The following is a 21,476-nucleotide window of genomic DNA, read 5'->3' as shown; positions in this document are numbered from 1 at the left end:
GGCACCCATGAATCCGTCAACGACCGCGGCCGCCGGTCTCGCCCATGCCAAGCGGCCGGTGTCGAGTTACTGGCCGGCCGCGTTGGGGTTGGCAGCCGCGACCTTCCAGATCGTGACCGGGGTGGCGACCGATGCAGTGGCGATCACGATCACGGTCGCGGCCTGCTGTTATCTGGCCGCGGCTGCACTCGGCCGACCCTGGATCGCCTGGGCCGGTATCCCGGCGGGCTCGGTCGCGGTAGTGCTCAGCGAGATCGCTGGTATCGCCTGGTGGCAGGGCTTGGCGGCGTTCGCAGTCGTGTTGGTCGTGGCCGGGGTGTTGCGGCGGGCACCGGCCCGTCCCTTCACCGCGCAGATCCTGGCGTTGGTGGGGTTCGGTGGACTGGCCGTGGCCGCAGTGCTGGTCAGCCCACGCTTGGGCCTCGCCATTGCCGGCACCGCCCTGGCCGGCCACGCCGCGTGGGACTACGTGCACTGGCGGCGCAACGCGGTAGTCCCACGTTCCCTGACCGAATTCTGCTTCGTGCTCGACATCCCCTTCGGAGTCGCTGCCATCGTCATGGCCATCACCGGATGATTGCCACACCGCTCCCGAAACCACACCTGGCGGGCATCGCGGCCAACCCGCGTGCACTGCATCCGTAGGGCCGGACCCACGCCAACCCGCCACAGCCGAACGAAAGACCTGTCAGGAGCTGCGCCTACATCGGCGTGATCGCCCGGACGACGAGCATGCGCTGCGGGCTCGGGCAGATCAGGTTGTCCCAAGGCAGCCAGAGCGATTCGGTGTTGTCGGGCGGGTAGACGCGCAGGGTGTTGGTGCGCAGGGCCGCGCATTCGTTGATCTGCTTGGGATAGGAGATGAACTCGAATTGCGCCGCACCGCCCGGTGCGAGCGTGACCGGCGCAGGCTTGGGTGCTTGCGGGCCCTGGTCCCGCACGGCGGGCTCGCCTACCGGCTCACCGGTGGGGCCGTTGGTTTGCGAGATACCCGGGAACCCTTGCAGGACACAGGTTCGTGAGCTGGAGTTGATGAACCTCAGGAACCAGGTCCCGCCTACCGGGCCGCCGACGCCCTTGTCCAGGCGGAGCTGGGCGGTCACGCACTTCGGGGGCGCGGTGTCGGCGGGCGTCGTCGGGTCTGTGACAACGGTTCTGGTCGCGGGCGCGGCGGTGGTCTCGGGGACGCTGCCGACGGGCTCACTCGTGCGGCCGGGTTGGGTAGTCTGCCCGGTTTGTGCTGAAGGCAGCGGGGTTCGGGTGGGCAGCGCACCTGGTGTCGAGTTCTGGTCGCAACCGCTGGCGGTGATGACGACGCCCGCCGCGAAGCCGGCGACGATCAGGGGCTTGATCCGCATGAGATTCCTTCGAGTTCGATATTGCGACCGTTCGGTATACAAGCTGCACATCGAGGTGTGTGCCGGTTCCCGTTACTTGATGCGTCGGTGGAAGATCTGGGTAATCCGCTGCCAGTCAACGCAATTCGCCGCAGTGCTGTTCGATACTGCCTGCTCCGGACACCTTCGGGCAAAGTGTTAACACCGAGTGGATTTACTTTTGCCCCAGGAAGTGGGGGCCGTTCGCGGATGAGCTACGGGGTCTCGGTGGTTCGAGACAATAGGCCGCGGTCCAGGGCGACGACGACGGCGTGGGTGCGGTCATTGACGTCGAGTTTGGCGAAAATGCGTAGTAGGTGGGTTTTTACAGTGGCTTCGGCGATGGTGAGGCGTTGGCCGATTTCCGGGTTGGAGAGGCCATCTGCCACTGCGCGGAGGACGTCGATTTCGCGGGGGCTCAGGGTGATCGGGGCGGGGCGGCGGATGCGGGCTACCAGGCGTTCGGCGACCAGGGGAGCCAGGACTGTGCGGCCTCGGGATGCGGCGTGGATGGCCGCGACGAGTTGGTCGCGGGTGGTGTCTTTGAGGAGGTAGCCGATGGCTCCGGCTTCGACGGCGCGTTCGATATCGGAGTCGGTGTCGTAGGTGGTGAGGATCAGTACGCGAGTTGTGGTGCGGGTGGTGATTTCTCGGGTGGCTGCTACACCGTCCAGGATCGGCATTCGTAGATCGAGCAGCGCCACATCGGGTTTCAGACGCTCGACCAGTGCGATCGCTTCGCTGCCGTCCGCCGCTTCGCCGATGATGTCGATGGACGGTTCGGCGGCCAGCAGGGCCGCGATTCCGGCGCGCATGACGACGTGGTCGTCGGCGAGGATCAGGCGGAGGCGTTCGGCCATGTCAGTTCCGATCGTTCGGCGGTAGGGATGCGAAGATGCGGGTGCCCTCGCCGGGTGCACTCGTCACGGTGAGTTCGCCGCCGAGTTCGGTGAGGCGGTTGCGCATACCTTCGAGGCCGAATCCGCGGGCTTCGTGCGGGGTGAAGCCGATTCCGTCATCGGTGATTTCGAGTTCCACGTCGAACGGACCGCGAGTCAGGACGACGGTCACCGTGCTGGCCGCCGCGTGTTTGCGCACATTCGCCAGCGATTCCTGAGTGCAGCGCAGCAGCGCGATCCGGGTGGGCTGGTCGCAGTCGATGTCAGCCAACTCCGCATGCACGGTCAGCCCCGTGTCCTCGGCACACCGATCCAGGATCCGCCGCAGCAACTGTGCGATCCGCCCGGTCGCGCCATCGGCCGACGGCGCTGCGCCGACGAGAACTCTCGCCTCCGTGAGGTTCTCGCGGGCCGTGCGCTCGATCGACAGCAACTGTTTGGCGCTGGTCACCGGATCGGACTCCATACCGGACCGAGCCGCCGCCGCCAGCACGATGATGGACGCGAAGCCTTGGGCGAGCGTGTCGTGGATTTCCCGCGCGAGCCGTTCGCGCTCCTCGGCCGCGCCGTGGCGTTGGTGCGCCGCGGCCAGTTCCGATTGCGTACGTTCCAGCTCGATGCCGAGCAGGTGGGCGCGTTCGTCACCCCGTTTGATCACACGGTCCATCCACAGTCCGAAGAGCACGCCGCCGACCAGGCCGATCAGCGTGAAAACGGCATTGCCCGGCGAGAATCGCGTCCCCGCGACCGTCCCGATCAGCGTGGCCACCGCGCCCGCGCCGAGGTAGCCGATCGCCTGCCGCGGGGTCGCGGTGTAGAGCCAGAACATCGGCAGCGACACGATGAAGAACGCCGCGCCGCCCTCGAGCAGGATTGCCGTCGCACCGAGCACCAGGACGAGCAGGCCGAGGAACTCGCTCGACCGCACCCGGGGATTGCCGGGAAACGACAGCAGTATCAGGTAACTCACGGCGAGCACGGCCACCAGCGCCCACGTCCCGTACTTGACGACGCCGATGCGGTCGTGCACCGCGACCAGCGGCGGGCACAGACCGAACAGCATCCAGCACCCGATGTAGCACCGCCGCAGTAGCCGGAACCGGTCGTCGGTGCGCGGCCGTTGGGTCATTTCTCTGAGCCTACTTTCACCGGCACGTGGCCCGCGGTGGCGCCGGCCGGGCGTACCGGCCACCAGGTTCGATCACCCAGTAGGAGCAGCAGCGCGGGCAGAATCACGATCCTGATGACGAAGGCGTCGAGCAGCACGGCCGCCGCGAGCGCGAAGCCCATCTGCTTCATCTCCATGATGTGCAGCGGAACGAAACTGGCGAACACCGTCACCATGACGAACGCGGCGCTGGTGACCACGCCCGCCGATCCGCCGACACCGTCGAGCACGGCCCGGCGGGTCGGTGCACCGTTGTCTACGGCTTCCTTGATCCGGCTCAGCACGAAGACCTGATAATCCATCGACAGGCCGAACAGGATGACGAAGAGCAGCAACGGGACTCGGGATCCGATCGTGCCGGTGGAATCGAAATCGAGCAGGCGCTCGGCCCAGGTGTGCTGAAAAACCGAGGTCAGCAGGCCGAGCGAGGCACCGGCCGAGAGCAGGTTCAGCACCACACCGACCAGGCCGAGGACAATGGAACGGAATGCCGCGGCGGTCAGCGCGAAGGTCACCAGTAGCAACCCCGCGATGACCAGCGGCAGTTTTTGCCTCTGATGCTCCGGATAGTCCGCGTAGCGGGCTACGTCGCCGGTTACCGCGTAGTCGATGTTCGGGAGTACGCCGATCGTGGCGGGAACGTAGTCCGCGCGAACTCGTTCGAGTGACCGCAGCGCCGCGTCGTCGCTGACGTGATGCGGGACAGGCAGTTCCAACAGAGTGACCCGGCCGTCGGCCGAGGTGCGCGGCTCGTCGGGCCGCATCATCGCCGGATCGTCCGCGGCCCGCTCGGCCAGCGCGCGCAGCGCGTTGGTGACGTCGTTCGCCCGTGCCGGGTCCGCCGCCACCACGACCTGGTGCATCGACTTCAGCTCCGGGAAGGCGGCATTCAGTCGGTCGAAGGTCTGCATGGCCGGGATGGTGCGCGGATGGGTCTCGCGCCCCATATCGGTCAGCTCGAGGCCGAGGACCGGAACGGTCAGCGCGAGCATGGCGAGAACCGAGACAGTCAGTGCGGCAGCGGGCTTCGCCGAGATCTTGCGCAGCACGAACCCGGTGAACCGCCCGCGCGACGAGGTGCGGCGGACCGGTGCGGCATGCCCAGCCGCTCGGCGCTCGGCCCGGCGCTCGGCCCGATCGGTGAGTACCGTCAGCAGTGCGGGCAACGCGGTCAGCGAGCTGGCCACCGAGACCAGGGTCACCAGGATCGCGGCGGTCGCAATAGAGGAGAAGATGACGTCGTCGACGAGGTACAGGGTCGCGGTGGAGGCCGCGACGGCGAGCCCGGACACCACAACGGCCCGGCCCGAAGTCGCCGCCGCCAGGTCCACCACCGCCCGCGAATCCAGCGGTGCGCCGGGGCGATCGCGCTCCTCCCGTGCACGCTTCAGGTAGAACAGCGTGTAGTCGACGCCGACCGCCAGCCCGATGAGCAGGATGATATTGGTGCCGACTCCATTGTCCGGGAACAGATGTGAAGCGGGCATCGCCAACCCGATGGCGGCGACGATAGAAGATACGGCCAGCAGCAACGGCACCAGCGCCAGCGCCAACGACCGGAAGACCACCAGCAGCGTGAGCAAGGTGACGGGCACCGCGATCATCTCGGTACGCGCCAGATCCCGGCCACGCAACGCGTCGACCCCACTACCGACCGAGGGGCCACCCGTCTCTTCGATCAGCAGCCCAGGATTCGCTCGCGCCACCTCCTCGGTCTGTGCCCGCAACGCCCCTACATGCTTATCGCCATCGAGCTCGGCACCCACCATGGTCACATCGACCCGCAACGCCGTCCTATCGGCCGAATACACCGGCGCAGCAACAGAATCGACCTCCGGCAGCGCCCGCATCCGATCGGCGATCTCCCGTGCGACGCTCTCGGCGGCCGCAGCCAACCGCATCCCGTCGTCGGTGATCAGCACCCGCTCCACTGCCCGCTGCTGCAATCCCCCTGAGGTTGCTATCGCCTCCCCGCGCCCCGCCTCACCGATCCAGAAATCCTCGGTAGCCGCGGGTTTCCCACCGATCCCCACTCCGATCCCGAGGCACAGCGCCACGAAGACAAACCATCCGGCAATGGCGAGCCACGGCCGCCGCGCACTCCAACCAGCTATGGCTACCAAGCGATTTCGCATGCCCCGAATACTGCTGGGTCACCTGTCGTCGCCGACAGCCTCGATCGGTCGAACTCGGTGTCCACCGATCGGTGGACACCAGCGGGTGCGGCCGCGCATGTCGGCGGTCGTCCGCGTGGGTTCAGCGCGGCACGGTCACCGGGTCGGTGCAGCTGTCGGGGAGGTCGACGAACGAACAGGCGGCAGGCGGCCGCGTGGGTCGATAGTCGCCCGGTACTCCGCCGGACGCGGTGATGGCGCGGTAGGCGGCGACAGCGTCGGTGGGCTTGCGAGTGAGGGTGGGGTCGGTGACGACATCGACGGTGTAGAGGCCGAAGCGCAGTGCGTAGCTGCCCCACGCGAAGCTGTCGGTGAGTGTCCAGTAGGTGTAGCCGATCACGTTGATGCCGTCGGCGTGCGCGCGTTGCAACCAGTAGACGGTGTCGCGCAGGTGGTCGGCGCGGCTATACCCGTCTTCTCGCAGGCCGTTCCGCGTCACCATCCCGTTTTCCACCACGTACACCGGTTTGCCGGGAAATCTGTGTGCGCAATAGTGCAGCGCGTAGTACATCGATTCCGGCTGTACCGCGTGCGTCAACGGATTGTTCAGGTCTTGCGGGGCGAGCAACGTGTGCTCTGCCAGCTGTGGCACCGTGTCCAGGGAGAAGCTGAGGTAGGTACCGAGACCGACGAAATCCAAGCGGTCGATGACCTTGTCCACTATCAGGCTCTCGGTAGCATCCGCGATCGTGCCCGCCGCGAGATTGATCGACATCGTCACCTGCGCACTGGGCTGCGCCAGGTGTATGTAGTCGTAGATGGCGTTGTGCACGTCGGCGAGTCGCAACGCCATCGCCGAGATGCCGGTGGCCGGTAGCGTGTCACGCGACTCGAACTTCAGGTAGGCACCCGGGTTGGCCACCGTGATCCACAGCGGGTCTCGGGGTGCGTAGCGGTCCACCACTTTGCGGGCGTTGTCCAGCCACGTCTCGACAATGCCCGGATCGCCCCAACCGCCACGCTCGGCGATCCACACCGGATACACCCAGTGGTCGAGGGTGAGCATCGGGCGGATTCCGTTGGCCGCCATGGCATCCAGCACCCGGTCGTAGAATTCGAAACCGGCCTCGTCCCATTCGCCGGGCCTGGGCTGCAACCGCGCCCACTCGATGCTGATGCCGTACACCCCGACGCCGAGGTCTGCGGCCAGCGCGATATCAGCTGTGTACCGAGTGTAGAAGTCCACGCAATCGGGGAATCGGGCGAGTGCGGTGTGTTCGGTGAACAGCCGTCGCTGGTGACTGTCGGGTGTGTGACCTTCCGTCTGAAACCCGGAACCTGCGACGCCCCAGCAAAATTCGCGACCCAGTGGCGGCAGATCGATGGGCGGCGCCGGCCGGCCGGCAGCGGTTGCGGATCGGCCGATGACGGCGCCGGCGAGACCGGCCACCGCGAGACCGAACGCGGTGCGCCGGGTGAATCGGCTCATGGTGTCTGCACTTTCGAACAAGCGATCACGGGCATAGCCTTGGCAGCCTGCGTCCCGGCAAGTAGGTACTGAGGTCGGTGGCGATGGTGTTGGCGGTGAGGGTGCAGATGCGGTTGGCGGCGTGCTCGGGCTCGAGGTCCCAGAGCCGAAGTGCGCCTTGGCCGCCGGTGCCGATGAGGTAGTTGGCTTTTGGGTGAAAAGCGACATGCCACCGGCCTGAGCCCGGTGGGATGAGGGACGGGCCGTAGGGGCGGGGGTGTTCGGGATCTGTGAAGGTCCACAGCCGGACGGTGGAGTCGGTGCCTGCGGTAGCCAGGCGGCGGCCATCGGGACTGATGTCCACCGAGGAGACAGCGCTTCTGCTGGCCGCCAGTGGATCTCCCAGCGGCCGAATGGTTCCCGGGTCGGTGATGTCGAAGACGCGGGCGGTGCCTGCGTCCCAACCGGCGACGACGGTGCGGTGGTCGGGGCTGACCGCGAGACCGAAGCCGTCGCCCAGCCAGTCGGCGACGGTGGTGCCGATCGGCCCGGTGGAGTGCTGCAGCGACAGCGGTGTGTCCCATACGTTGAGTTTGTCGGCGAGTGTGGCACCGATCTTGCCGTCGCGGCTGGCGGCGAATCGGAATCCCGTGCGCAACAGTCGACCCGATGACGGTACGACGATCGCCGCGCTGCGCTGCACCGGCCGGTCGGGGTCGGCGTAGTCCCAGACCATCAATGTCGCGACCGGTCCTCGGGAGAGGGTGACCAGTATCTGCTGGTCGAGGGCGAACACCACACCCGCGGCTTCCGGAAAACGGTGTGTCGCACGGGGTTTGCCTGGGTCGGAGATGTCGAGGAGGGTGATCACCCCGTTGATCGATAGTGCTGTGAACCGGCCGTCGAAACTGACGACGGGGTAGCTGGTGCCCGACAAACCTGTGATTCCGGTGACGTTGTCGACGGTGCCGCGTAGCTGCGGTGCCGCGGGGTCGTGGATGTCCCAGATGCGGGCGGCGGCGCCGTGGGCAGTGGTAATCATCCGGGTACCGTCGGCGCTGACCGCCGGGGGATGGATCTGCCCGGCCTGCCCTGCCGGGGTGGTGCTCGGCAGCGACCATTGCTGCACGGTGCCGCCGACCATGGCGATCGTGAAGTAGCGTCCGTCGGGGCTGAAGGCTGCGCCGGCCGGGATAGTGGAGCATCGCCGGTTGCCGGATGCGGCGAGGCAGTTTGCGGCAGCGGCCAGCGGCGGTCCTAAGGGGGTGGGGTGAGCGAGGTCGGCGAGGTTCCACAGTTGGGTGCCGAAAGATGTGACGGTCGCAAGAGTCCGGCTGTCCGGGCTGAGAACGGTGGTGACCAGGTCGTACGCGGAGGGGAAGGAGAAGCCTGCGGCGGCAGGGTTCGGATGGTGGGGGTCTTCGACGTTCACGAACCGAATTTCGGCGTCGCTGCCTGGTGGCTGCGACGGCCACCGGCCGGCGGCAACCAGTAGCGGCGTGCCGGCGGAGAAATCCAGGGCCATTCGTCCGTCGACGACTTGCGCGACCTGTGTTCCCGTACGGGTGCTCGGTGGTGCGTCGAGGTCCCACAGCCGAGCGGTGAGCGTCTTGCCGAACGAGCCTTGCGCCGTTGCGCTTGCCGTCCCCAGCGTTTTGTCACTACTGCTGAATCCCAGCGCGTAGACGGTTTCACCGACGGCCAGCGAGGGCGAGCGGGGTTTGGCTGTCTGTGGGTCGGTGATATCCCACAGCGTGACCTGGTGGTCGTTGGCGATGGCGACAGTGCGGCCGTCACGCGAGACCGCCAGGCTGGTGATCGGGGACCCGGTGTCGACGACGTGTAGCAAGCGGGGCCGTTCGGGGGTGGACAGGTCGTAGATTCGCGCTGAGTGATCTGCGCCGCCCGCGATCAGTGTCGATCCACGCCCATCGAGACTGGTGATTGTGCTGGTGTGGTCGGTGATCGTTGCCGTCAGAGCGGTGGTGGCCGGGTCGCGCACTCGGATGACATGATCGTCGCCCGCGGTGACGAGCAGACCGTTGTCGAGGTAGACGAGTCTGGTGACCTCGCCATCGTGGTCGGCGAAGGTGCGTGCCACCGGCAGGTTCTGGCTCGCGACAAGGCGTGCGGCGGCATCGGGACTACCAGGGCGCAGTCGCTGTGCGAGGAGGCTGAGCTCGGCGGACAGTGTCGGTTCGCTGTTCTGCAGGCGGTCGGCCTCGCTCAGCACGGTGGTGAAAAAGACCTCGTCGCGCTCTCTGCTGGTGAGGTCGGCACGGACGACGCTGGTCAGCGCGGCGACCAGCAAGACGACCACCGTCGCCGCGAGCCCGGCCTGCGTGGCGACGCGCCTGCGGCGCTGGCGGATGCCTGCCATGAGGAAATCGCCGGTCTGCCCGGTCGGTCTCGGTTGATGTTCCCGGGCCTGCGCCAGGCGTGAGCCGCGATACAGCAGGGCTCGATTGCGTTGCGAGGCGGCCCATTCCGCAGCGTCGGCGGCGACCCGCTGGCGGAGGAGATGGCCTTCACGATCGGCGTCGATCCATTTCCGCAACTCCGGCCATGCCTCGATCACCACTTCATGGGTGAGGATCGCGGTATCGGCGTCGAGGGTGATCAGCCGTGCCTGGGCAAGGGTTTCCAGCGCCGTCGCCGCGGCGTCGGGGTTGCTGGTATGTGCGAGCAGATCAGCGCGGGCCACCCGGCGCCGGGTATCGCGCGTGTCGTGGCCGACGGTGACCAGCTGCAGCAGCATGTCTTTGGCCGCTGCCCGTTGGGAGTCATCGAGTTTCTGCCACGCGGTGTCCGCGGTATGGGCCACGGAACCGGCGACACCGCCCGCGGCCCGGTAACCGGCAACGGACAGCTTGCGTCCCTTACGACGCTGCCAGGCTGCCTCCATGACATGGGACAGCAGCGGCAGCGCACCTGAACTGTCACCATCGGTGAAGCCACCCAGCCCGCTGAATTCGGTCAGGATCAGTTCCACCAGGCCCGGTTCCAGCTTCAGTTCCGCCCTGGCTGCCGGTTTGGTGATCGCATCGGTCAGTTCATCGCTGCTCATCGCGGAGAGCAGGAAAGGGCGCCGCGTGATGGCGTCGGCCAGCACGGGGTAGTCCAGGCAGGGGGCGAAGAAGTCGGCCCGCACCGCGATGACCACCGTGCCACCCTGATCCGCGCAGCGCGGCAACCGGTCGATGAACGTCCCGCGGGCGTCGTCGCCGAGTGCCGCGGTGAACAGTTCCTCGAACTGGTCGACGACCATCAGGCGCCGACCGCGACGATCCGACGGGATCTCGATCGCGGCGGGGCCCGACTCCGGTGTGCTGGTGGTGGTCGTCCATTCGGGCCCGAGAGCGGGGATCAGCCCCGCGGCGAGTAGCGACGACTTGCCCGCGCCGGAGGCGCCGAACACCACGATGGTCCCGCCACCGGCCCGGTCGGTCGACCGGACGAGCGCCACCAGGTCATCGGTCGCGCGTTCGCGGCCGAAAAACCGCTCGGCGTCGCCCGGAAAGTACGGTGCCAGGCCTTGATACGGGCAATGGAGGTCCTCCGGAGGTTTCCACGCAGTGGCGTCGGACCACAGGCGTTGCCAATCCCGTAAGTTGAGAAGTCCTGCGGGAGGGAGCCCTTGGGCGTGCTTCGCCAGGTCGATCAGCGTCAGCAGCGCCGGTCGGAGCACTTCCCACCGGGCCGGGATCGCACCGGCGCGCCAATCGCTGAGCCGCTGGGTCGTGACCGTCCCGGCATGGCCCCTGGCTGCCTCCTCACGCTGGTTGGCCGTGCGTGCCACCCGATCGAGGACCGGATTCCCCGCGCATTCCCAGAGTCTGTTGAACTGTCGGGTGAATACCTTGCGAGGTGAACTACCGACTCCCTGATCCGATGGTGTATCAACCATTGGCCGCACATCGACTTTGCCAGCGCCATAAGCGATCTCCGGACATCAACGTCTCAACTCCCCGGTTTCGACATCTTCCCCTGCGGCACAACCACATCGACGATACCTCCGGCGGGCGCTGCACGGCACGCGCCACCGCGCCGACCAGGGTCGGCTCCCGGACCGGGAAACGCGAAAACATGCTGCTACCAGCAACTTCGACCGTCTGTTCACGGGGAGCGATCGTCCCGTAGCTGCCGCTGCGCCAGGCTTTCTTCAGGACCTCACCGACCCACGAAGCAGCTCGGAGAGGTTCCGTAGGAACGTCTGGAGGTGGGGGGCTCCGGAGGGGAGAGCCTCCCGCTTCCAGACGGGACAGTGCGGGCAATGACCTGGTCCGCGTCGAGGAGTAGGAATGCTGCGGGTAGCTGCCTGGGGTCGAGCATGCCGATCATTGCCCTCGCTCACCGCGGCTGGAGTGCGATCTCGGGAGCCAGGTGCCGTGGAATCCGTTGGGTACGCGTACCGGGAGGCGAACCTCGGCGAGCGGGCCGCTGCTCGAGTCGGTGGCGTCGAGGATGATCAGCGAGCTGATGTCGCTGGTGCGGTCGTGGACGAAGGTCAGCAGGTAACCGTCGTCGTCACCGGCGCTGTTGGTGCGTGGCACGAATACTACTTCGCCGCAGGTCTTTCCGGCGGGCAGCCGGATTGTCTGGCGGGTACCGCCGAGCGTGAAGTCGTATTTGTAGATCTGTGAGTGCGGTGGTTGTGCATCCAAGGAGAAGCTCGTCACGTATCCGAATCGGTGGGGTAGTCCGACGTCGGCGTCGGCGACGCGCGGGTACTCGATATCGGCGTCGTCGAGGGGCTCTTCGGTGACTGCGCCTGTCTCGAGGTGCAGGGTCCATCGGTGCAACCTCGGAAGTCCGCCGCCGACATCGCCGGGCCCGTCGCGCCACAGGGTCCGCACGCGGCAGCCGATGACGGTGATCGTGTTTCCCGCGTCGAACGCGTTCATCGTGTGCCACATGAAGCAGGGTTCGACGTCGAACCAGCGCACGTGCCCGCCTTGTCGAGGCATGAGACCGAAACGGGCTCCGTGCGTGTCGTCCCACCGCCACGGCAGCCCGGCGGCAGCGGTGGCCAGGTCGAAGACGACAGGCAGGTCCAGGAAGATCACCGATGACGCGGTGATCGCGAAGTCGTGCATCAGGGTGGCCCGCGGAACGGGAATTTGCTGTGCTTGCAACAACTTTCCAGATGCCGAGGCCCGGTAGTAGGTCAGAAATGGTGGACGCTGCCTGGTCCCGAAGAACAACAGTTCTCCTGTTGTCGGGCAGATCTTGGGGTGGGCGGTCATCGGTGTGTCCAGCGCATCGCAGAAGGTGAACGGTCCCACAGTGTCGAGTTCGGGGGTGATCTCGTAGGGGAAGCCGCCCTCCTCGAGTGCCAGCAATCGGCCGGCGTGCGACACGACGTGGGTGTTCGCCGTCGTGACCCGGAAATCCATTGTGCCGCTGTTGGAGTCGAAGGCCAGCTCGTACCGTGACTTTCCTGGATTCGCCCACAACGGAGTTCGCACATATCTGTTGCGATACCAGACCGCCCGACCCTGCTCGAGTGACACCGCATGCACCATGCCGTCCCCGGCGAAATAGTGCGGCGACGTTCCCGTGCGCGGATTCGGGCCATTGCGCAGGAATACACCGTCGAGGTCGCGGGGGATCGCGCCGATCACCTCGGCCGGTACCGCGGTCACCTCGTCCGTCACCGGGGCGTTGTTGCCCGCCAGATGCAAAGGTCCCTCGGTCTGTGTCAAGGCTGTCCTCCTGCCGCGTGCCCAGGACGCCCAGGATGCAGCGACAATTCGCCCGGAAACAGTCTTGTTCTTCCCGAGTCCGTCAGCCGGTCGGAATATGCGCAGGTCGCAGCGCTGCAACATCTCTGCGCCGCACTATCGGCACGGTGGATGGTCCTGGCACGCACGCTGCCCGAAACGTGCGGACCACCGGGCACAGGTCCTGCGGAGCGCACGCGGATCCGCCGAGCGACGGCGTAAGGGGAGAACGTTCGACGGCGGGGGTGAGTCGGCGAGCGAAATACCTTGCAGGACTGCGCGCTAGCGTTCGGCGAGTTCGTTCGCCGGCGTCGTCGCGGAGGTGTTCGCCCTCGTCATCGATGTGGCAGGGCAGACTTTTTGCTCGATCGAGCCCCATTCGAGTAAGTGTTCGATGAACTTCCACGAAACCTTTTGCGCTGCGTTGCCACCGGCAGCTCGTCTGACCGCCCTTACCGGTAGCCGGGCTGATCGACGGCCGTAACAACGCCCAGCGCATCCAGCAGTAGCAGGGTTGGCGATCAACGGATGAGTTCGAATCCAGCTACCATCAACAGGTTCCGGTCGGAACCAGGTAAGTCGCGCTCGGCTGAGGGGGGAGCTTCGGGTGGGCCGCTACATCTCGAATGTCGCATGCGACGACACGTCCAGGCGTCTTACCGCCGCCGTGGAATTCGACACGTTCGTCCTGAATGCCCCATTTTCCCGCGCCGACGACCGTACCCTGGATCTGTTGGGAGAGGTGGGTGATGACTAGACGGCACCGACCATTAGGGCCCGCGGGCGGGCCGCATCCGAGGCCGAGGCGGGCATGCCCGGTCGAACATCTTCCTCCGCACCGAGTTCTGGGCCGGCGATGACCACATCCGATGGCGTCCAACGTTTCAGGTGGTGATCGTCCGGTTCGGCTGAGTGGGGCTATTTCGGTGATCCCGCACAACGTTTATTGAAAACGCCGAAATGCGTTCTCCTGGTTGAAAACTCAACAGTGAGCGCTCTACAATGATGGCCATGTGAATCCGGTCTGGCCGCAACCATTTCCCGAGTACGTGATCCGCTGTAGCAGCTGGATCGGAACATCGAGTTCGCAGTGCTGCAAGCGAATTCGATGATCAGGTGAACGAAACCTTACGAGAAGGCATGCGGCTCAGTGAACTTTGACAGGTGATCGTTCCGGCTCCCTTGTGCCGGTTCCTGGCGGTGTCCGCATAGCTGTGCGGTAACGCCGGTTCTGGAACGTCGTAGCTCGGCGGCGATGGCCCAGGTATGCCCGACGGTGGATGAACGACCGCTGGGATCGGATGAAGTAGGAGGCGGTAATGGTCATGCAAATGCTCCGGGATAGTGGATCGCTAGCTGGGCTTATTCGGCACGGAGACCGAGAGTTCCACCAACAGTTGCAGCGGATTCTGCGCAACCCGGACTTCGCCGTCACGGAACGGCAGAGCCAGGAACAGCGGCGGCAGAACGCATATGATCAACTTCGGGACCTGGTCAAGGGGATCGGCAGCACCCGTGCTGTGGCGACCGACCTTCCTGAACTGTTCGCGGTGTTCGATTGGTCGGCGGTGCTGGCGACGGATCTGATCCCGCTGATCTCCGGCCACTACAACCTGGCCTCCGGCAGTCTGGCCACCTTGACCGATGCCGACGCCGCCGCACCGTATCTGCAGGATCTGGATGACGCGTCCAGCATCGGTGTGATGCTGCTGACCGAGTACGGGTGCGGCTCCAACATCGGCTTCATGCAGACCACCGCGACGTGGGACGGCACCGGGTTCGTGCTGAACACGCCGAACCCGCGGGCGCGGAAATTCATGCCCAGCGTCGGCATCCCGGTCGCTCGGGTCTGTGTCATCGGTGCGCGGTTCATCGACGCGGCCGGCGTCGATCAGGGCGTGCATCTGTTCACAGCGCGACTACGCGACGCCAACGGCGAACCGTGTGCGGGTGTGCGGATCACCCAGCTCGACCATCAGCCGCTGGTCATCATGGACAACTCGGTGATCAGCTTCGATGGTCTGCGGGTCGAGCGCAGTGCCTGGTTGAGCAATGACCTGGCTACCATCGATGAGCGAGGCGTGCTCACGTGGCGTGATGAGAACAGCCGGCGTCGGGGGTTCTCCTCGGCGATCAGCCAACTAACTGTCGGACGTTTGGCGCTCTCGTCCTGCTTGAACGCCACGGCCCGCGCGGCGCTGTACATCGCGCTCCGTTACGCCGCCAAACGAGTGGTGCCGTTGACCGCGGTCGACAGCCCGTTGATGTTCGATATTCCGCACGTACGCGACACCTTGCTCACCGATCTGGCCGGCACCGTTGCCCGGACCGTCTACGGCAATGCGATCAAAACCACCCTCGCCGGTAGCGATCTCACTGATCGCGACACGGTGGTGTCGGTCATGCTGGCCAAGCACTTCATCCAGCTGCACGCGCTGGAAACGGTCACGCACTGCCGGATCAAGATGGGTGCGCAAGGCATGTTCAGTGCCAACCGCGTCGCCGACTACCTCGGCGTCTGTCACGCCGCCATCACCGGTGAAGGCGACTGTCACGTCCTGGGTTCCGTGGCCGGTCGGGTACTGGCCAGGCAACTGGCCGGTACGTTGCCCCCTGCGGTCCGAGTGCACGACCCCGCCGACCCCGACGACCGCGTGCGTTTGCTCAGGGCGCGCACCCTGACGATCGCACAGGAGGCGCAGCGGCATCTGGCGACACCGGCGCTCGAGGACCGGCTGGCGGTCATTCCCGAAGCACTCGACCTCGCTGAGGCGTACTGCACCGAAGCGGCGTTGCGGCTGCTCGACGAACAGGCCGGTCATTCTGAAATAGCGGCCGTCCGTGATGTTTTCGCGTTGCATCACATGTTGGAGCAGGCCACGTGGTACCTCACGCACGGACTGCTCGACATCGCCGCGGTCGAGGCTACTAAACAACAACTCCGATACGCTATCGACAGTCTGGCCGACAACCTGTCTGCCGTGCTTGACGCGTTCGAGTTCGACGACGAGATCCTCGGGGCGCCGGTGCTGTCCGATGATCTGCCCGCCGCGTGGGACTCGCGCTGCGAGAGCTCCCAACGACACTGATCCTGCCATCCACCAGGACACTTGGTGCGGCTGCGGCGCCCCGGTGCGGGCGCCGCAGCCACATCCACGCGGCGAGGTATGTCCGAATCTGCTACGGTGTCGGATCTCGTTGACAGGTAACAAGATAGCGATGATGTTACTCGCGCGTCGCGGGTACGATGCTGGGCGAAACCGACACCAAGGAGACGGCAGTGCATCCGCAGCACACGCTTCATGGCTCCACCCCCGCCTCGACCCCGTCGATCGAGTTCGCGGGGCCCCGAATCTCGATTTGCAGCGAAGAATTCGCGGCCGATCCGCACGGGTTCTACCGCCGGATGCGTAAGGACTACGGACCCTTGGTCCCGGTCGAGATGTGGCCAGGGGTTCCCGCAACCCTGGTTATCAAATATCGCACCGCCGTCCGAATTCTCAACGACTCCGAGCATTTTCCCGCCGATCCGAGGATCTGGCAGAAGACCGCGCCCGCCGATATCCCGATCATGCCGATGATCGAATACCGGCCCAACGCGATACGTACCAGCGGTGCGGAGCATGCCCGATACCGCCATGCTTTGAACGACGCCCTGGCCGGCATGGACCTCAACTTCCTGCGGTCCATTGTCGAGAGATCCGCTGTCCCGATCATCAATACGTTTTGCCGGGAAGGGAATGCCGACGTATTGAGCCAGTACGTACTCCCGCTGATCTTTTCGGTTTTCTGTGAGGTCCTCGGCTGCCCGCCGGATATCGGCGAGCGCGTCGCGAAGGCCAGTGCGGCGATGTTCGACGGTGTAGACACCGAAACGGTGAACGCGATCATGGGCTCCGCGTTGCTCGACCTCACCGCGTTGAAGCGCGCGCAACCCGCGGATGACGTCACCACGAGGCTGGTCCAGCATTCCGCCGGATTGTCCGACGAGGAGATGGTGCATCAGCTGGTCCTGCTGTTCGCGGCCGGTGTCGAACCGCCGCTGAACCTCGTGGCCAATACCCTGCTGTTGATGCTGACCGACTCCCGGTTCACCACCGTCGACAACGGCCAGCCGCTCTCGACCAGGACCGCTCTCGACGAGCGGCTGGCCACCGACCCGCCCATGGCGAACTACTGCATCACCTATCCTCGCCAGCCGGTCATCATCGAAGGCGTGTGGCTGCCCGCGAATCAGCCGGTCATCGTGAGTATGGCCGCCTGCAACACAGATCCGGAGATGAATACCGGAGAATTTCTGGACAACGGCTGGAATCTGGCGTTCAGCACGGGCCCGCACGCCTGTCCCGCGCACGCTCGGCCGTACGGCCTGCTGCTCGCCCAGGAGGTCATCGATCAACTGCTGGACGTACTCCCGGAGTTGACGTTGGCGGTCGCCAAAGAGGAGCTCGTGTGGCGCCCCGGCCCCTTCCATCGAGCATTGACCGCGTTGCCGGTGGTGTTTCCGCCTACCGCGCCGTTGCCGTCGCTGTGAAGGTGGTCGCCCGGAGTAGTTGAAAGCCGCTGGACAGAAACGGCTTTCGCGGTAGACCGACTCGCTGAGCCGCCCGGCGCCGGCTCAGCGAACCTCCCCATAGCGTCTCAGCCGAGGTTCAGTGGCGGGGACGGCGGAAACCGCACTGGCAGAGCAGCCAGCGCACGGTGGAAACCGCCTGTGCGCCAATGCAACTGGGCTTCGGGTACGGCTAACCGGACCTCCGGGAGCGCATCGAGCAACTGGTCGAGCGCTTCCTGAGCGATGACCATCGCCACCGACTGGGCCGGGCACGAATGCGCGCCCGCGCCCCAGGACAGATGCGAGCGATTGCCCGTGCGGTCACCGTCCGCTGCGGCGGGATCGGCGTTGCACGCGGCCAGGCTGATGAGCACCGGTTGATCCACCGGCAGCCAGGTGTTTCCGATGATCTGCGGTTGCCGCGGATAGCTGAAGCACGAATTCGCTACCGGCGGATCGGTGAAGAGCACCTCATCGATGGCGTCCCGGATGGACAACGCGCCACCGAGGAGTTCGCCCCCGAACCGATCATCGCTTGCGAGCAGCAGTACGGTGTTCGCGATCAGATTCCAGGTCGGTTCGGTGCCCGTCACATACAGCGTGGCCACCTGATCGATCAGCGCCTTCTCGTTCTCAGCCGCGCCGTGCTGGAGCAGCCAGGAGGTGACGTCCGTGCCCGGCTCGACCTGCTTCGCGGCCACCGCCTCCGCGATCGCCGCGGTCAACATCTCATCGCCCCGTTGCGCGGACGCCGCGTCGGCGGCGTTGCGCAACGCGATCAGCGCCGAGAACGCCCTGCGGCCGTTCTCAGGCCCGAACCCCAGCACCTCGTGGACCACCTCGACGGTCAGCGGAATGGCGTACTGGTTGAGCAGGTCAGCCGAGCCGGCCTCGCAGAAGCTGTCGATCCGCCTCGACGCGATGCGTTCGACCGTGGCACGCAGCGCGTACAGATCGACCTGGTTCAGGCAATCCGTGGTGGCACTGCGGTTTCGCGCGTACTCCGGATCGGTGGTCCGCGGCGCGCCGGGTCGCCACCCCATGGTGGGCAGCACCGGACAACTCGCAGTGCGATCGGACTGCGATTCCCGCGGGTCGGCCGGAAAATGCAGGGGGTCGCTCAAAATCTGCAACGCTTCCCGGTAGCCGATAATCAACGTCGCAGGGATCCCGGGCGCCAGTTCCAACGGAACCAGTGGGCCGTGATGGTCGCGCATGGCTTGATAGGCGCTGTGTGGATCCGCCGCGAATTCCGGCGTGTGGAGCGTCACTTGCGAGACTCGTCGGAGCGAGGCACCGCAGGCGGATCACCTAGCGGGCAAGGGTGCTCGGTCGTCGATCGTGCCGGAGCAGACGACATGGCCATGACAGTTACTCCTCGGAAAATATCGACTGACGTAGATCTGCACAGCAGCAAGGTTGTTCACGCCTCGACTACCCGACGCTGGGCCGGCATGACAGCAGAGACAGGGTCAGCGCACAGATAGCAGGCGAAACCGCAGGAAGTTCAGGGATCGATCTGTTCGGCGTGACCGTGACACGTTCGCCTCCCTGCTCGTTCGCCCATGTCCGCTCGGCGCGCAAAGAAAACCGACCGGTACATCCAAATATGTTCGACTACAGCATGTTTCGATGGAGCGCGTCCGAGCATACTAATCTCGAGCAGCGTCCGCAGCCCGAATCGTCGGTGGGTTCTCCTGAGGCACCGGTGCGCCCCTGCCGTTGGCGCCGCGATCCGCCAATGGCAGGGATCGGACGAGTGGCGCAGCGTGTTGCCGCGACCAGCAGCGGCGGCCGCGCGTCTGGCCGGCCGTGCCGATGGCTCGGTCGGCACCGGTGCTCGCGAGGGTGCAGGAAGCTAATTTTGGGGTCCGAAGAAGGTCGAAACATGGACCCAATTCGCGTGGGGGCTCTGTTGTGTGCGGTGTCCTAGCCTCGGGAGACAAGAGAGTCCGGCGACGAGGCGGGACCGGCCGGTGGGCTACCCTTCGCATTCGCAAGGTGCTGCGCCGCCATGAACTCCGTGGAAGGTTCCGCCATGCCGAAAATCAAGGCCACGATGTCGAGCTTCCAGATCCCCACGGCCCCTGGGGCACTGCCGATTGTCGGACACATTCTGCCCTTGGCGCGAGATCCATGGCGGTTTCTCAATTCGCTGCCCGCATACGGTGATGTGGTGCGAATCCGCATCGGACCCATGCAGGCTGTGGTGGTGTGCGACCCGGCGCTGACTCGTCAGGTGTTGCTCGAAGATCACCTCTACGACAAGGGCGGCCCGATCTTCGAGCGGGATCGAGAGGTGGTCGGCGATGGCGTGGCTACGTGTCCGCATAGCCGTCACCGACGGCAGCGACGGCTGGTACAATCTGCCTTCCACCCCGACCGGCTTCCCGGATACGCGCAGGCGATGACCGAACAGATCACTACGGTGATCGACTCGTGGTACGCCGGACAAGTTTTCGACGTCTACGCCGAGATGACAAAAATCACGGCCAGGATAGCGATCGCCACCATGTTCGCCGGTTCACTGACGCCCACGGTGCTCGAGCAGATCCTCGCCGATCTCCCGGTCGTCGTCGACGGCGTCTATCGCCAGGCGCTGATGCCCGAGGCGCTGACCCGCGTACCGATTCCCAGTAATCGCCGCTTCTATCGGGCGCGGGACCGGATGCGTCACGCCCTGGCCGAGCTCATCGCCGACCACGGCTCCGCCGGCGCCGACCAGGGCGACGTGCTGTCGGCGCTGGTGACCGCCGAGAACCCATCCCTCGACTCGGGCGACGGCCAAAGTCTGTCCGACACCGAGATCGTCGACCAGGCCATCACGTTCTTCATAGCGGGGGCGGAGACCACCGCAACCGCGCTGGCCTGGGCGTTGCACTTCGTTGCCATGCACCCGAATATCGAGCGGCGGCTACGAACGGAGGTCGATGCGGTCCACACTGGGAGAACAGCCGCCTATGCCGACCTCCCGCAACTGGAGTTGACCGGCCGGGTCATCTCCGAAACCCTGCGGATACGTCCGCCCGCGTGGTTCCTCACCCGCGTCACCACCAGCGAGACCCACCTCGGCAAGTACACCCTGCCCGCCGGTACCACTGTCGCGTACAGTCCGTACCTGATCCAGCACCGACCCAACCTGTTCACCGAACCCGAGCGCTTCAACCCTGACCGATTCGATCGTGTCTACGGCAGCGGACGACGCTACGAGGATTTTCTGACGTTCGGCCACGGTGCACGAATCTGCATAGGCGACCGGTTCGGAGTGATCGAAGCCACCCTCGCCCTCGCATCGATCACTGCCCGGGCGCGGCTGGAACCCGTTCCCGGCCGGCCCGTCCGGCCGGCACTGGCCCTCATCGAGCGGCCGGACCGAGCACTCATGCGAGTGGCGACTGTTCGGTAACGGCTCTGGCTGCTGGTCGGTGGGGCAGAGTTGGTGGAAGTGGCTGGGCGACCGGGTTTTTCGGGTGGCCGCAGCCCCCGGGCGGACGACGCGGCGTGGGTGTCTGGCGCCGCATCGGAATCTTGGGGTCAAGTCACCTCGGGTGCGCGGGACTTTCCGAGACCGATGCGATCTCTTGCCGCGGGGGGCAAACGACGCGGATCGGCTGCCGGCCATCCTTGCGGTGCCGGGCCCAGCTCGGCAAGCTGGGTGAGTTGTTTTTCGCACCAGGGGGACAAGCGGGTGAACTCTGTCGGCCGTGGCGTCGAGGTGAGGTCGCTCCACGGGACCCATCGGGTCTCGTGAACTTCGGCTGGATTGTATTTCTCGCGCCCGTCGACCTCGACCCGGTAGACCGGGCACAATTCGTACTCGACAACTCCGTTCGGCATTTTCGCCCGATATCGAAAGGCTGGCAGGATCACGTCGATGCTGGTCGGCGTCAGGCCCAACTCGGTCTGCAAGCGACGTCGTATCGCAGCGGTCATGGACTCTCCCGGCGCTGGATGTCCACAGCAGCTGTTGGTCCACACACCCGGCCACGTCTTCTTCGTGAACGCCCGGCGAGTAACCAGCACCTGGTCATCACGGTCGAACACGTAGGTCGAGAATGCGAGATGCAGTGGTGTGTCGCTGGCGTGGACGATTGCTTTGTCGGCCGTGCCGATCGCGTTGCCTACTTCGTCCAGCAGCACCACCAGCTCCGATACAGGAGCCGATGGCGCACA

The 21,476-nt window shown here is 65.7% G+C and carries 13 protein-coding genes; 4 read left to right on the top strand and 9 right to left on the bottom strand.

The annotated features are described in order from the left end of the window. Nucleotides 1–7: 7 nt before the first annotated feature. Nucleotides 8–577, top strand: a complete 570-nt coding sequence (locus DMB37_RS04695; protein WP_206055190.1) for a hypothetical protein — start codon at nt 8–10, stop codon at nt 575–577. A 124-nt stretch (nt 578–701) separates the two neighbouring features. On the opposite strand, the gene DMB37_RS04690 is transcribed toward DMB37_RS04695, so the two are convergent. The 7 genes from DMB37_RS04690 to DMB37_RS04660 all read right to left on the bottom strand — a co-directional run bounded on the left by DMB37_RS04690 (nt 702) and on the right by DMB37_RS04660 (nt 12,730). Further along, complete coding sequence (locus DMB37_RS04690; RefSeq protein ID WP_167768739.1) at nt 702–1,358, bottom strand: DUF4232 domain-containing protein; 657 nt, start codon at nt 1,356–1,358, stop codon at nt 702–704. A gap of 233 nt (nt 1,359–1,591) precedes the next feature. Further along, a complete protein-coding gene (locus DMB37_RS04685; protein WP_135231638.1) occupies nt 1,592–2,236 on the bottom strand; it encodes a response regulator transcription factor in 645 nt (214 codons plus the stop codon). 1 nt (nt 2,237) lies between these two features. Continuing rightward, nucleotides 2,238–3,404 carry a sensor histidine kinase gene (locus tag DMB37_RS04680; protein ID WP_135231637.1) on the bottom strand — a complete coding sequence of 389 codons (1,167 nt, stop codon included), beginning with the start codon at nt 3,402–3,404 and terminating at the stop codon, nt 2,238–2,240. After that, on the bottom strand, nt 3,401–5,578 hold the full coding sequence (locus tag DMB37_RS04675; RefSeq protein ID WP_135231636.1) for an MMPL family transporter: 2,178 nt from the start codon (nt 5,576–5,578) through the stop codon (nt 3,401–3,403). Before DMB37_RS04675 ends, DMB37_RS04680 begins: the two co-directional genes overlap by 4 nt. 121 nt (nt 5,579–5,699) lie before the next feature. Beyond that, entirely contained in the window at nt 5,700–7,046 is a 1,347-nt protein-coding gene (locus DMB37_RS04670; RefSeq protein WP_135231635.1) for a family 1 glycosylhydrolase, read from the bottom strand. A gap of 25 nt (nt 7,047–7,071) precedes the next feature. Continuing rightward, nucleotides 7,072–10,932 carry an AAA family ATPase gene (locus tag DMB37_RS04665; RefSeq protein ID WP_135231634.1) on the bottom strand — a complete coding sequence of 1,287 codons (3,861 nt, stop codon included), beginning with the start codon at nt 10,930–10,932 and terminating at the stop codon, nt 7,072–7,074. Between the two features lie 430 nt (nt 10,933–11,362). Next, nucleotides 11,363–12,730, bottom strand: a complete 1,368-nt coding sequence (locus DMB37_RS04660) for a carotenoid oxygenase family protein (protein WP_240772248.1) — start codon at nt 12,728–12,730, stop codon at nt 11,363–11,365. 1,337 nt (nt 12,731–14,067) lie between these two features. Between DMB37_RS04660 and DMB37_RS04655 the strand changes: the two genes are divergently transcribed. Together DMB37_RS04655 and DMB37_RS04650 are read left to right on the top strand one after the other, a co-directional pair. After that, nucleotides 14,068–15,837, top strand: coding sequence for a hypothetical protein (locus tag DMB37_RS04655; protein ID WP_135231632.1), 1,770 nt, complete (start codon nt 14,068–14,070; stop codon nt 15,835–15,837). A 191-nt stretch (nt 15,838–16,028) separates the two neighbouring features. Continuing rightward, a complete protein-coding gene (locus tag DMB37_RS04650; protein ID WP_240772247.1) occupies nt 16,029–17,282 on the top strand; it encodes a cytochrome P450 in 1,254 nt (417 codons plus the stop codon). Between the two features lie 107 nt (nt 17,283–17,389). Here DMB37_RS04650 and DMB37_RS04645 read toward each other — a convergent pair whose 3' ends face one another. Next, a complete protein-coding gene (locus tag DMB37_RS04645; RefSeq protein WP_135231631.1) occupies nt 17,390–18,574 on the bottom strand; it encodes a cytochrome P450 in 1,185 nt (394 codons plus the stop codon). A 767-nt stretch (nt 18,575–19,341) separates the two neighbouring features. On the opposite strand from DMB37_RS04645, the gene DMB37_RS04640 reads away from it, so the two are divergent. Beyond that, nucleotides 19,342–20,709 (top strand): cytochrome P450, encoded by a 1,368-nt coding sequence (locus DMB37_RS04640; RefSeq protein ID WP_240772246.1) that lies wholly within the window; start codon nt 19,342–19,344, stop codon nt 20,707–20,709. A gap of 128 nt (nt 20,710–20,837) precedes the next feature. Here the strand turns inward: DMB37_RS04640 and idi are convergent, their stop codons facing one another. Further along, nucleotides 20,838–21,443, bottom strand: a complete 606-nt coding sequence (gene idi, locus DMB37_RS04635; RefSeq protein ID WP_240772245.1) for an isopentenyl-diphosphate Delta-isomerase — start codon at nt 21,441–21,443, stop codon at nt 20,838–20,840. Nucleotides 21,444–21,476: the final 33 nt, after the last annotated feature.

Source organism: Nocardia sp. CS682 (genome assembly GCF_004634405.1).
GTDB classification, from domain to species: Bacteria; Actinomycetota; Actinomycetes; order Mycobacteriales; family Mycobacteriaceae; genus Nocardia; species Nocardia ninae.
The sequence above is the reverse complement of the archived record's forward strand: the minus strand, read 5'-3'. Positions and strand labels throughout refer to the sequence as shown.

What these genes read in the sequence shown, in the direction of transcription:
- DMB37_RS04695 (WP_206055190.1), top strand. Translation starts at nt 8, where the DNA reads ATGAATCCGTCAACGACCGCGGCCGCCGGTCTCGCCCATGCCAAGCGG.
- DMB37_RS04690 (WP_167768739.1), bottom strand. Translation starts at nt 1,358, where the DNA reads ATGCGGATCAAGCCCCTGATCGTCGCCGGCTTCGCGGCGGGCGTCGTC.
- DMB37_RS04685 (WP_135231638.1), bottom strand. Translation starts at nt 2,236, where the DNA reads ATGGCCGAACGCCTCCGCCTGATCCTCGCCGACGACCACGTCGTCATG.
- DMB37_RS04680 (WP_135231637.1), bottom strand. Translation starts at nt 3,404, where the DNA reads ATGACCCAACGGCCGCGCACCGACGACCGGTTCCGGCTACTGCGGCGG.
- DMB37_RS04675 (WP_135231636.1), bottom strand. Translation starts at nt 5,578, where the DNA reads ATGCGAAATCGCTTGGTAGCCATAGCTGGTTGGAGTGCGCGGCGGCCG.
- DMB37_RS04670 (WP_135231635.1), bottom strand. Translation starts at nt 7,046, where the DNA reads ATGAGCCGATTCACCCGGCGCACCGCGTTCGGTCTCGCGGTGGCCGGT.
- DMB37_RS04665 (WP_135231634.1), bottom strand. Translation starts at nt 10,932, where the DNA reads ATGGTTGATACACCATCGGATCAGGGAGTCGGTAGTTCACCTCGCAAG.
- DMB37_RS04655 (WP_135231632.1), top strand. Translation starts at nt 14,068, where the DNA reads ATGGTCATGCAAATGCTCCGGGATAGTGGATCGCTAGCTGGGCTTATT.
- DMB37_RS04640 (WP_240772246.1), top strand. Translation starts at nt 19,342, where the DNA reads ATGCCGAAAATCAAGGCCACGATGTCGAGCTTCCAGATCCCCACGGCC.